Raw genomic sequence first — 12301 nt, forward strand, 5'->3', positions numbered from 1 at the left:
CAGCCACGCTGCGCACTCGTCCTCTGGTGCACGATCGAGCTAAGCAAATGACATACGCCCCTGTCAACACACGCGCTTGATCGTGAGCGGTAGCATCGAAATGCTACCACGAATGTGACGGCGAAGCGCATCACCCCCCTTGATACCGGCGGATATCGGTCGAAATCGCGTGCGGATCAGGCCTCGACGCCTGCGACCGCGGCGGCCATTTCCACGCCATCGACATAAATCACCTCGGGCGTCTCGAATTCCAGCACGAAGAGCCGCGCGCGACCTTGCCCTAGCGTGACATAATGCCCGTCGACGACCGATTGCGCAGGCAGAAGCGCCTCGCGCTTGCCGTAGATCACCTGCACCCGCCAGTCGCGCATCATCAACTGCGCGCCCTGCGCGATGATGAGCGGCGCGCCGGGGCGATCATGGCCAAGCGCGCCGGGCGAGATGCGGATCAGCGCGCCCACGTAATCGCCGGCCCGCAGCGCCTTGAGCCTGCAGGTCCCGCTACGGGTCACGATCCGGTCGCCGGGCTCGAGAAACTCCACGGGAATCGCTCCGTCCAGCGTGTAGACCCGTGCCCCGGCGGCGATCCCGGCGCTGAGATCCGGCTTCGGTTTGCGCATCTCCAAAGGCGAGGTGCGCGCTGCCACCTCCGGACCGGCCGGGCCCGGAAGAGCGTGACGTGGATTGGATTCGATGATCTGGCGGAGCATGGCCATGCCATTCCCCCGCCGTGGCGCCTGTCCCATGGCGATACCTGCTCTTGCCCACTCGTAACCTCGGCCTCTGGCGTGCCGTTGCGTAAAGGCTAACTCTCACCAACACGTTAAGACGAGCAAAATCGCATCTTCCTCTTTCCGTACCCGCAAGCTGTTGCTATTACGCCCCTGATGCGGGTGTGGCGGAACTGGTAGACGCACCAGATTTAGGTTCTGGCGCCTTTGGCGTGGGGGTTCGAGTCCCTTCACCCGCACCACTCCCAACCTCCGGAATTTCCTACCATACCCTCGCCTTCTCCCGCGTGCACGCTAGTTTAAGATGGCTACGCGGGCGGAATTGCCCCCGCTTGGATGACCGAATGCGTGGGAGAGGTGATGGTCGAAAGCCCGCAAACACCGCCTCGGCGGCCAGTCGAAGACACGTCGCCGGGCTTGGGTTCGCAGACATCCCTTCCCATCCGCGGGCTCACCCGCGACACGATCGCCACCGATCCGAATTTCTTCGGCGCGCAGCAGGCGGTGGCGGCAATGCTGCTCGACGTGCAGGCGCAGACACCGCGGATCGCGCGCCACATGGCTTCGCATCGGCGCTGGCTCGTGAGCCAGACCAGTTTCGCGCTGGCGATGAGGGCGAAGATGGAGCCCGGCGCGCCGGAACTGACGCCGGGACGGCTTCTCGCGGCGCTGACGCCTCATGTCGAGATCAACCGCAAGACGCTGAGCCAGTATCTGGGCGAGATGGAGGCGCATGGGCTGCTCGCCCCGCCGGACGAGTACAAAGGCGACGGGCGGCTGCGCCCCGTGACCACCACGCCCCTGGCAGAGCAAGGGATGCGGCGTTGGTGCGAGGGCCACCTGCACTGTCTCGATATCCTCGATGGCGGCGCGCGGCTGGACGCGGCCCGGCGCGACCCCGACCTCGCCTTCGCGATGCAGCGGCAGATGGTCGAGATCATCCGGGTCGATCCCGAATGGCACGCCCCGCCCGCGGCGATGGCGCATTTCCTCGGCTCCGACACGGGCGGGATGATGCTGCATGCGCTCACGCGGATGCTGCGAGATCTGCGCGAAACGGACGGGCGCATCTATCTCGAACGGGTCAGCATCGCCGATTTCGCCGAGCAGTTCCTGATCTCGGTCTCGAAGATCAAGCGCATGGTCCAGAAAGCCGAAGAGGCGGGCAACCTGGGATGGGAAGAGCCGCGCCGACGCGGCAGGCTCTGGCTCTCGCCCGATTTCATCCGCGCCCACTTCCGCCGGCAGGCAGTGAAGTTCGAAGCGGTCGAGCGCGCCTATCGCGCTGTCGCGTGAAAGTCACAGGCGGGTTGCGCGGGCGGGTGACGGGCGATCTGTCCGAAAATGACCGCTGAATTTCAAACACTTCTCGGTTAGGCTTACCTCTCGGGAAGATCGTGTCATTCTCGCTTCGGATCCGAGAACAAGGGGGCGGACCCTCCGAAGCTGCGGAAGATCACGACGGTGCGCCGGTTTGGCGCAATCCCGGTTTCGCGGCCGGAGCGACTTCGTGGGGTGGTGCGCCCCGGCCGCAGCTTTCCGAGCCCGCGCGCACCAGACGTTCATCGCATCGCCCGCCGCGCCAACCGGGGCACCTTCCTCCGTCGCGTCAGCGCCCCCTGCCCGCTCCCTATCCAGGGTTCCCGCCCTCGCCCACGCGTACACCCTGCCCGGACGTCATTTCACCGCTCGCAGGCCGCTCTGCGGCCCCTTTTCGCCTTGCCACCATGGCTGAGGCTCAATAGAAGGACGCCTGAAATTCGAGAACCGGCCGCGATCCGCGCGGCGCCCAGAGACAAAGGACAAACCATGCAGGTCACCGAGACCCAGAACGACGGCCTCAAGCGCGGCTACGAGATCACCATCACCGCCAAGGAACTCGACGAGAAGGTCACCGCGAAGCTTTCCGAAGCGCAGCCCGAGATCGAGATGAAGGGCTTCCGCAAGGGTAAGGTGCCGATGGCGATGCTGCGCAAGCAATTCGGCCCGCGCATCCTCGGCGAAGCGATGCAGGAATCGGTCGACGGCGCGATGAGCGAGCATTTCGACAAGACCGGCGACCGCCCCGCGATGCAGCCGAAGATCGAGATGAAAGACGGCGAGAACTGGAAAGAGGGTGACGACGTGGTCGTGACCGTCGAGTACGAAGCGCTGCCCGACATCCCGGACGTCGATCTTTCGGGCGTCAAGCTCGAGCGTCTGGTCGTGAAGGCCAACGAAGGTGAAGTGAACGAAGCGCTGGAAAGCCTCGCGGCAACCGCGAAGAACTTCGAAGCCAAGGATGGCAAGGCCGAGAACGGCGATCAGGTCGTGATCGACTTCGAAGGCTTCGTCGACGGTGAAGCGTTCGAAGGCGGCAAGGGCGAAGGCTACCCGCTGGAGCTCGGCTCGGGCTCGTTCATCCCCGGCTTCGAGGAGCAACTCGTTGGCGCGAAAGCCGGTGACGACGTCGAAGTGACCGTGAAATTCCCCGAGGAATACGGTGCGGAGCATCTCGCGGGCAAGGAAGCGCTGTTCAAGTGCAAGGTCCACGAAGTGAAGGCGCCGAAGGCTGCCGAGATCGACGACGAGATGGCCAAGCAGTTCGGTGCGGAAGACCTCGCCGCGCTGAAAGCGCAAGTCGCCGAGCGTCTCGAAGCCGAGTACCAGGGCGCCGCACGTCAGGTGATGAAGCGCGGCCTGCTCGACCAGCTCGACGATCAGGTGAAGTTCGACCTGCCCCCCTCGCTCGTGGAAGCCGAGGCCAAGCAGATCGCCCACCAGCTCTATCACGAAGAGAACCCGGACGATCACGGCCATGACCACGGCGAGATCGAGACCACCGAGGAGCACACCACCCTCGCCGAGCGCCGCGTGCGTCTTGGCCTGCTGCTCGCCGAAATCGGCCGCAAGCAGGAGATCGAGGTCTCCGACGCCGAGATGACGCAGGCGATCATGAACCAGGCACGTCAGTACCCGGGTCAGGAGCGCGCCTTCTTCGAATTCGTGCAGCAGAACCCGCAGATGCAGCAGCAGCTGCGCGCGCCGATCTTCGAAGACAAGGTCGTCGATTACATTGCCGGTGAAGCCAAGGTGGACGACAAGGAAGTCACCAAGGAAGAGCTGCAGAAAGAGATCGAGAAGCTCGACGAGCTGTGATCTCCGGGCGCTAAGCCCAAAATTAGCGAAGGCCGCCTTTCGGGGCGGCCTTTTGCGTTTCCGGGCGTGGTCCGGCGCGGAGCGCGGTCGCGCCGCGTCACTCTGCGCCCGGCACCTTCAGGAATTTGGCGCTCGGAATGAGCGAGGGCAGCCCGGTCGCGGTCGCCACGTCGCGCAGGGTCTGCGCGGCCCGGTCGACCTGCAAGGACGCCGTGCGTTCCGCCGCCGGGTTGCCGGGTTCGATCCGGTCATGGATCGCGCTGCGTAGTACCTCGCCCACCGAGGCAAGCCGGTCGCGCGCGCCCTCGGGATCGTGCAGGTACAAAAGCCCGCCGGTCACGAGGATCGTGTGGGTCAGCGCGAAGTGCAGGATCGAAAACAGCCGCATCTCGGGGCCTCTTCAGGTTGCTTGCCCTGCGAGGATTCCCTGCAAAAGCGGCGAATTTTGGGCCTGCTTCAGGCCAGCCGCGCTCAGCGTTTGCGCGAGGGCGCGGGCGCCACGGCATCGGCCACTGCCGCGTTGCGCGCGCCCAAGGGAAGCGGCGCGCCAATGGTGCTGTCCTTCGCCGTCTGATGCTCTGCCTCGGAGTTGATCTCCGCGCCCACCAACACCGCCGTCGTCGAAAGCCAGATCCACATCATCAGCACCACCACCGCGCCGATCGAGCCATAGGTGCTCGAGTAATTCGCGAAGTTCGAGGTGTAGAAGGAGAACGCCGCCGAGACGATCAGCAGGAGCAGCGAGGCAACGATCGCCCCCGGGACGACCCAGATCCAGCGCGGCGCGTTGCGCGCGGGTGCGTAGCGATAGAGAAGCATCAGCATCCCCATCAGCACCAGTGCCATCACCGGCCAGCGTCCCCAGCGCAGCACCGCGTCGAAGGCGCCGCCCAGCGGGATGAAATCCAGCGCGACCGGCAGCACCGCCGCCACGAGGATCAGCGCACAGACCATCACGACCCCGGTAATCGTCATGCCCAGCCCGAAGAGATTGAGCTGCACGAAGCTCCGCCGCTCCCTCTCGCCATAGGCCACGTTGAGCGCCCCGATGATCGCCTTCACACCGCCATTGGCCGACCAGAGTGCCAGCAGAATGCCGAAGATCGAGGCGAGACCGAGCGCGTTGGAACTCGACCCGATCAACTGCTCGAGTTGGGTGCGGATCAGGCTCAGCGCCTCGGGCGGGACGACGTTCTTCAGCGCGTCAAGATCCTGCAGCATGGTCTGGCGGTCCGCGAAAATGCCGTAGATCGAGACGGTTGCGGTCAAGGCCGGGAACAGCGCGAGCAGCGCGTAGAAGGTCACGCCCGCCGCCACGGCCAACACGCGATCCTCGTCGATCTGGCCATAGGCGCGCGCAACGATGGCCTTCCAGCCTGCGCGGGGGATTGCGAAGGGGCTTTCTGCCTGACGTCCTAGCGCGCGATCGGCGGGCCGGTCGTAGCGGTCGGTGCGGGTGGCGGGAATATGCCGCGCGCTGCGGCCTTCGGTCGGGCCGTGGATCGCGGCCTGCCGATCCTCCTGATAACGCCGCCACATGAGGTAGGCGCCGAAGCCCAGAAGCCCCGCCTGAACGAGCCTGTCGCGTGTGCTGGATGTCGCGTCGCGTGGGCTTCGCCCCGGTCGTTTCGTCATGCGCGTCCCCTGTTTTCAAAGCTCTGGAGGCTATTTAGGGGCCAACGCCGGATTGCGGTACGCGGTTCCGGGATCTGCGCCGCGCGTCTCGGCCCGAATATGTCTTTAGACATAATTCGCTGAAGCATCCGCGCAGGCAAGCATGAAAAAACCGCGCCCCGGAAGGCGCGGTTCTCTGTCTTTCGACTGAAGGGTCTGAGCGACCGATCAGGCGTTGTTGTCGTCTTCGGCCGACTCCGGGGTGGCAACGGGGCCGCCCTCGTCGTCGTCGGAGGTCGCGCCGCCGATATCGTCGAACAGTTCGGCGATCTCGAATTCGGCCGCAGCCTCTTCCTCGGCCGCCACGTCCTGGATCGACTTGCCCGACGCCTGCAGTTCGGCCTCTTCGGGCGAACGTGCGACGTTGAGCTTGATCTCGGCGACGACTTCGGGGTGCAGGTGCACTTCGACGTCATGCAGGCCGAGAACCTTGATCGGCTGGCGGATGATGACCTGCTTGCGGTCGACCGAGAAGCCCTGCTCGGAGGCGATGTTCGCCGCGTCACGGGTGGTGACCGAACCGTAGAGGTTGCCGCCGTCCGAGGCGGAACGGATCACGACGAAGGTCTCGCCGTCGAGCTTCGACGCCAGAGCTTCGGCTTCTTTCTTGGTTTCGAGGTTGCGTGCCTCGAGCTGGGCCTTGCGCTCTTCGAAAGCTTTGATGTTGCCTTCGTTGGCGCGCAGCGCCTTGCCCTGCGGCAGCAGGTAGTTGCGGCCGAAGCCGTCCTTGACGGTGACGACGTCACCCATCTGGCCGAGCTTGGCCACGCGTTCGAGAAGGATCACTTCCATCGGTCGGTCTCCTTATTTCACGGCGTAGGGGAGCAGGGCGAGGAAACGGGCGCGCTTGATTGCGCGGGCCAGTTCACGCTGCTTCTTCGCCGAGACGGCGGTGATGCGGGCGGGGACGATCTTGCCGCGCTCAGAGATGTAGCGCTGCAGAAGACGGGTGTCCTTGTAGTCGATCTTCGGCGCGTTCTCACCCGAGAACGGGCAGACCTTGCGACGGCGGAAAAACGGTTTTGCCATGGTGTCTACTCCTGTCTACCGATCAACGGCGCTCGCGACGGTTGTCGCGCTCGTCGCGTTTCTGCATCTGGACCGAGGGGCCCTCTTCGTGCTCGTCGACCTTGATGGTCATGACGCGCATCACGTCGTCGTGCAGACGGGCCAGACGCTCCATTTCCTGCACGGCGGCCGACGGGGCGTCGGTGCGCAGGTAGGCGTAGTGACCCTTGCGGTTCTTGTTGATCTTGTAGGCCATGGTCTTCACGCCCCAGTACTCGGAATCGACGACTTTGCCGCCGTTGTCCGACAGGACCGTGGAGAAATGTTCGACAAGGCCTTCGGCCTGCGCGTTGGACAGATCCTGACGCGCGATGAGGACATGCTCGTAAAGCGGCATGCGAACTCCTGTATTTCGAGGCGGCTTCAACGTTGGGCGATGATACTTCCGCATCCCAACACGAGAGGCTCCGCCGGTTCATAGCAAACGCGGAAGATGCGGCCTTATACGGGATGGGCGCAGGGATGCAAGGAAAAATCCGGGGGCCTGCGGGGCGCATTTGCGCCCTGCCCTGCCCGGCTCAGTCCAGCTCACCCGCGGCGAGGATGGGACCGGGCAGCGGGCCATGTTCGCTCGCCAGGGATTCCTGAACGATCACCACCGCGGGCGCGTCCCCGTCGACATCGACCGAGAGCGTAACCGGCTTGCGCCCGTCCCATTCGGCGATTCCGGTCAGGCTGGTGACGATGTTCTTGTAGGTCACCGTGCGCCCGGCATTCTCGCCGCGCAGGATGTCGACCGTGGCGGAGGGATTGTAGCGCACGAGCTGCACCATTGCGGGCGTCTCCAGCGCGTCGACCGGGGTCAGCTCGATCTCGTAATGATCGCCCTCACCGGTGATCTTCAGATCGACCTCGGGATGGACATCGGTCTCGCGCAGGATCGCATTGTTGAGCGCCGCTTTCTGCGGTCCGACCAGCGTCTCGCGGCCGGCGATGATCATCTGCGGCGTGTAGACCGTGCGCTCACCGGCGGCGATCGCATAGGATTTCTGGCGCGCGGAGAATTCCGGCTTTCCGAAGGGATCCTTCCAGCCGAGGTAGTCCCAGTAGTCGACATGCAACGCCAGCGCGATCACGTCGTCGCGGTCGGCAAGCTCCTTGAGAAGCGCGTCCGCCGGCGGGCAGGACGAACAACCCTGCGAGGTATAAAGCTCGACCACGACGGGGTTTTTCTCCTCGTCGTCATTCGGGTCGGGATTCGCGGGCGCAGCCTTGGCGGAGGGCTCGGATTTGGCAGGCGCCATCTGATCGAGCAGCGCCCCGGACGCATCGAGACGCATCCCAGGCGGCGCATCTGCCGCCCCTTGCGCACAAGCGATTACCGCGGAGCTGACCAGCCCCACGGCACATGCAGCTCCGATCGCGGTCAAACGTCCTGCGCGCACTCGAAAAATTCTCCTCAATTCGCCGTCTTTATACTTAGCGTTTCCGCTCTGGCCATGCCTAATCAATGTTTTGAGAGTTTTCTTTCTGTCCGAACGCGCAAAACGATATAAATCAAACGTATCCGGCTCGGGATTGGATCAAAGTGACGCGAGGTCGCCTGAGAGGCCGCTTTTGTGTGCAACGGTATACAAAAAATGGTCCGACCCTCTTGAACGGATCGCGCGCTTGGGGCAAACACACGCCAGCGACACCCTTAGGACCCTTGAAGGGAGGCCATTCTCATGCCCATCGTTACCGGTAAGGATACCGCGAAGACCCGCCGCGAACTCAGCGTCGGCTCGAAGACCTATGCTTATTACTCGATCCCCGCCGCCACCGAGGCTGGCCTGGGTGATTTCTCGAAGCTGCCCGCCTCGCTGAAGGTGGTTCTGGAGAACCTTCTGCGGTTCGAGGATAACGGCTTCACGATCTCGACCGACGACATCAAGGCCTTCGGCGAATGGGCCGAGAAGGGCGGCAAAAACCCGCGCGAGATCGCCTACCGCCCCGCCCGCGTGCTGATGCAGGACTTCACCGGCGTTCCCGCCGTGGTCGACCTCGCCGCGATGCGTGATGGCATCAAGGGTCTGGGTGGCGACGCGCAGAAGATCAACCCGCTCGTGCCCGTCGACCTCGTGATCGACCACTCGGTCATGATCGACGAATTCGGCAACCCGCGCGCGTTCCAGATGAACGTTGACCGCGAATACGAGCGCAACATCGAGCGCTACAAGTTCCTCAAGTGGGGCCAGACCGCGTTCGAGAACTTCCGCGTGGTTCCGCCGGGCACCGGCATCTGCCACCAGGTGAACCTCGAATACCTCGCCCAGACCGTCTGGACCGACAAGGATCAGGACGGCACCGAAGTCGCCTATCCCGACACGCTCGTGGGCACCGACAGCCACACCACCATGGTCAACGGCGCGGCCGTTCTCGGCTGGGGCGTGGGCGGTATCGAAGCTGAAGCCGGCATGCTCGGCCAGCCGATCTCGATGCTGATCCCGGAAGTCGTGGGCTTCAAGCTGACCGGCGCGATGGTCGAAGGCACCACCGGCACCGACCTCGTGCTGAAGGTCGTCGAGATGCTCCGCGCCCATGGCGTGGTCGGCAAGTTCGTCGAATTCTACGGCGACGGCCTCGACCACCTGCCGCTGGCGCAGCGCGCGACCATCGCCAACATGGCCCCCGAATACGGCGCGACCTGCGGCTTCTTCCCGGTCGATGACGAAACCCTGCGCTATCTCGAGCAGACGGGCCGCGACAAGGACCGCATCGCGCTGGTCGAAGCCTATGCCAAGGAAAACGGCATGTGGCGCGACGCGGATTACGCGCCGATCTACTCCTCGACGCTCGAGCTGGACATGAACACCATCGTTCCGGCGATCTCGGGCCCGAAGCGTCCGCAAGACTATGTCGCGCTGACCAAGGCGGCCGACGCCTTCGAGAACGTCGTGGCCGACTATCGCGGCATCGACATCTCGGAAGACGCCAAGGACATGGCCGACGAAGGCCCGGCCGCGACCAAGTCGGTCTCGATCGGCAAGACCGCCAAGGTCGAAGGCGAGGATTACGAGCTGCGCGACGGCTCGGTGGTGATCGCCTCGATCACGTCCTGCACCAACACCTCGAACCCCTACGTGCTGATCGGCGCGGGCCTCGTGGCGCGGAAAGCGCGTGAACTGGGCCTCAACCGCAAGCCCTGGGTGAAGACCTCGCTGGCACCTGGCTCGCAGGTCGTGTCGGAATACCTCGAAGCCGCTGGCCTTCAGGAAGACCTCGACGCGGTTGGCTTCAACCTCGTGGGTTACGGCTGCACCACCTGTATCGGTAACTCGGGTCCGCTCCAGCCGGAAATCTCGAAGGCGATCAACGACAACGACCTGATCGCGACCTCGGTGCTCTCGGGCAACCGGAACTTCGAAGGCCGGATTTCGCCCGACGTGCGCGCCAACTACCTCGCCTCCCCGCCCCTCGTGGTGGCCTACGCGCTGGCTGGCGACATGAACATCGACCTGTCGAGCGAGCCGATCGCCCAGACGCCGGATGGCAAGGACGTCTACCTGAAAGACATCTGGCCGACCGACAAGGAGATCGCCGATCTCGTCGAGAAGGTCGTCACCCGCGAGAAGTTCCAGTCGAAATACGCCGACGTCTTCAAGGGCGACGAGAAGTGGCAGGCTGTGGAAGTCGAAGGCGGCGAAACCTATGACTGGCCCGCCAGCTCGACCTACATCCAGAACCCGCCCTACTTCAAAGGCATGTCGCCGGAAGCAGGCACGATCTCGAACATCAAGGGCGCGGGCATCCTCGCCGTGCTGGGCGATTTCGTGACCACCGACCACATCTCGCCGGCGGGTTCGTTCAAGCCCGACACCCCGGCCGGGAAATATCTGGTCGAGCGTCAGGTCGCGCCGAAGGACTTCAACAGCTACGGTTCGCGCCGTGGTAACCACGAAGTCATGATGCGCGGCACCTTCGCCAACATCCGCATCAAGAACGAGATGCTGGACGGCGTCGAGGGCGGCTTCACCAAGGGCCCCGACGGCGAGCAGACCACGATCTTCGACGCGGCGATGGCCTATGAGAAAGCCGGCAAGCCGCTGGTGATCTTCGGTGGCGAGCAATATGGCGCAGGCTCCTCGCGCGACTGGGCGGCGAAGGGCACCAACCTGCTCGGCGTCAAGGCCGTGATCGCGGAGAGCTTCGAGCGTATCCACCGCTCCAACCTCGTCGGCTTCGGCGTGATCCCCTTCGAGTTCACCGAAGGCCAGACCCGCAAGGATCTGAACCTGACCGGCGAAGAAGAGGTCTCGATCGAAGGTCTGGAAGGCGAAATCAAGCCGCAGTCGATCGTGCCTTGCACCATCACCTACAAGGACGGCACCACCAAGGAGATCAAGCTCAAAAGCCGGATCGATACCGCGGTGGAGATCGAATACCTCAAGAACGGCGGCGTGCTGCACTACGTGCTGCGCAACCTCGCCAAAGCCTGAGGCTGACGGTCACGAGATTGGAGAAGGCCCCGCGAGCGCGGGGCCTTTTTCGTTCGGGAGGAGCGATCCGACTTTCGCCCGGGCGTCCAGCCCGGGCCGCGCCCGACCTCCCCCCCGGGAGGGCGCGACTGCGCTGCACCACTGAGACTAGGCCGTCGGGGCGACGGAGAAATAAAGTTCCCTCGCCCACATCTCACGAGCGCCCACCCGAGGTCGGGCGCGGCCCTCAGCGCGCGATTCCCGCCATTCGCCCGGTCTGTGCTATACTCGGCCTCTCACGAAGGGAGGGCGACGCGATGAACAGACGCGAGATGTTGGCCCTGACGGTCGGAGCGATGACGGCGGGAGGCGCGTTGGGAGGCGCGCGGCCCGTGCAGGCCGAGGCGGTGATGGGCGATGGCGGGCTCTACCGGCAGCCCTTCTTCCACGAAGGGTTCCTCGATCTGGGAGAGGATCTTCAGGAGGCTGCGGATCAGGGCAAGGGGCTGATGGTGCTCTTCGAGCAGCGCGGCTGCCCCTATTGCCGCGAGATGCATCTGGTGAATTTCGCCAAGCCAGAGATTACCGGGCTGATCGAGAAGAGCTATCTGGTGGTGCAGCTCGATCTCTGGGGCGCGCGCGAGGTCACCGATTTCGACGGCGAGGCCTTGGAGGAGCGCGCGCTGGCGCAGAAATGGGCGGTGAACTTCACGCCGACGCAGGTGCTGATCCCCGCCGCGAACGCAGGCGCGCAATCCGTGCGCGAGGCCGAAGCCTTCAGAATGCCGGGCTATTTCAAGCCCTTCCATCATCTGGCGGGACTCGAATACGTGGCCAGCGGCGCCTATGCCGATCAGCCGTTCCAGCGCTTCTTGCAGGACAAATTCTCTGAACTCAGCGCTAAGGGCATCGACCCGGACGTCTGGTAAGAGCCAAATGAAAACGGCCCGCGCGATTGCACGGGCCGTCTCAAACCGTCACACGGGCTCAGCTTACGCGAGCGCGAGGTTACCTGCCGACTGGCGGCCGTCACGGCCGGTTTCCAGATCGTAGGTCACTTTCTGACCGTCATCGAGACGCTGGATGCCAGCGCGCTCAACGGCGGAGATGTGAAGGAAGATGTCCTTGCCGCCATCGTTCGGTGCGATGAAGCCATAACCCTTGGTGCTATTGAACCATTTCACGGTGCCTTCGGCCATCGTGAGTCTCCTATTAAATTATGCTGCCTGCGAAATGCGTCAGCTCGGCGTAGTCAGTTCTTGAAAGCAAACTGAAGCCGTAAGGAGACAGTGC

12 protein-coding genes and 1 tRNA gene are annotated in these 12301 nt (G+C 64.1%); 5 read left to right on the plus strand and 8 right to left on the minus strand.

The features are described 5' to 3' along the window. Positions 1-176: 176 nt before the first annotated feature. Positions 177-716 (minus strand): Hint domain-containing protein, encoded by a 540-nt coding sequence (locus DEM26_RS07225; RefSeq protein ID WP_157771585.1) that lies wholly within the window; start codon positions 714-716, stop codon positions 177-179. 173 nt (positions 717-889) lie between these two features. Between DEM26_RS07225 and DEM26_RS07230 the strand changes: the two genes are divergently transcribed. The 3 genes from DEM26_RS07230 to tig all read left to right on the plus strand — a co-directional run bounded on the left by DEM26_RS07230 (position 890) and on the right by tig (position 3869). Continuing rightward, positions 890-973, plus strand: a tRNA-Leu gene (locus DEM26_RS07230). Between the two features lie 118 nt (positions 974-1091). After that, on the plus strand, positions 1092-2027 hold the full coding sequence (locus tag DEM26_RS07235; RefSeq protein ID WP_109172040.1) for a hypothetical protein: 936 nt from the start codon (positions 1092-1094) through the stop codon (positions 2025-2027). Between the two features lie 513 nt (positions 2028-2540). Continuing rightward, entirely contained in the window at positions 2541-3869 is a 1329-nt protein-coding gene (gene tig / locus DEM26_RS07240) for a trigger factor (protein WP_075775047.1), read from the plus strand. A gap of 97 nt (positions 3870-3966) precedes the next feature. Here tig and DEM26_RS07245 read toward each other — a convergent pair whose 3' ends face one another. The 6 genes from DEM26_RS07245 to DEM26_RS07270 form a co-directional block, all read right to left on the minus strand. Next, complete coding sequence (locus DEM26_RS07245; protein WP_088718455.1) at positions 3967-4257, minus strand: hypothetical protein; 291 nt, start codon at positions 4255-4257, stop codon at positions 3967-3969. Between the two features lie 83 nt (positions 4258-4340). Further along, on the minus strand, positions 4341-5504 hold the full coding sequence (locus DEM26_RS07250; protein ID WP_088718454.1) for a YihY/virulence factor BrkB family protein: 1164 nt from the start codon (positions 5502-5504) through the stop codon (positions 4341-4343). Positions 5505-5711: 207 nt separating this feature from the next. Beyond that, entirely contained in the window at positions 5712-6335 is a 624-nt protein-coding gene (rplI, locus tag DEM26_RS07255) for a 50S ribosomal protein L9 (protein ID WP_075775049.1), read from the minus strand. Between the two features lie 12 nt (positions 6336-6347). Beyond that, a complete protein-coding gene (gene rpsR, locus DEM26_RS07260; protein ID WP_038073027.1) occupies positions 6348-6572 on the minus strand; it encodes a 30S ribosomal protein S18 in 225 nt (74 codons plus the stop codon). 22 nt (positions 6573-6594) lie between these two features. Continuing rightward, complete coding sequence (gene rpsF, locus DEM26_RS07265; RefSeq protein ID WP_075775050.1) at positions 6595-6948, minus strand: 30S ribosomal protein S6; 354 nt, start codon at positions 6946-6948, stop codon at positions 6595-6597. A 181-nt stretch (positions 6949-7129) separates the two neighbouring features. Continuing rightward, entirely contained in the window at positions 7130-7996 is an 867-nt protein-coding gene (locus DEM26_RS07270) for a DUF1223 domain-containing protein (protein WP_233243046.1), read from the minus strand. A gap of 282 nt (positions 7997-8278) precedes the next feature. Between DEM26_RS07270 and acnA the strand changes: the two genes are divergently transcribed. Next, the gene (acnA, locus tag DEM26_RS07275; protein ID WP_075775052.1) at positions 8279-11029 is read left to right on the plus strand and encodes an aconitate hydratase AcnA; all 2751 of its coding nucleotides are present in this window, start codon (positions 8279-8281) and stop codon (positions 11027-11029) included. A 296-nt stretch (positions 11030-11325) separates the two neighbouring features. Then, positions 11326-11937 carry a thioredoxin family protein gene (locus DEM26_RS07280; RefSeq protein ID WP_109172041.1) on the plus strand — a complete coding sequence of 204 codons (612 nt, stop codon included), beginning with the start codon at positions 11326-11328 and terminating at the stop codon, positions 11935-11937. 63 nt (positions 11938-12000) lie between these two features. Here the strand turns inward: DEM26_RS07280 and DEM26_RS07285 are convergent, their stop codons facing one another. Further along, on the minus strand, positions 12001-12207 hold the full coding sequence (locus DEM26_RS07285) for a cold-shock protein (protein WP_075775053.1): 207 nt from the start codon (positions 12205-12207) through the stop codon (positions 12001-12003). Positions 12208-12301 lie beyond the last annotated feature (94 nt).

Origin of the sequence: Thioclava sp. NG1 (assembly GCF_003122275.1) — a bacterium.
Taxonomy (GTDB): Bacteria; Pseudomonadota; Alphaproteobacteria; order Rhodobacterales; family Rhodobacteraceae; genus Thioclava; species Thioclava nitratireducens.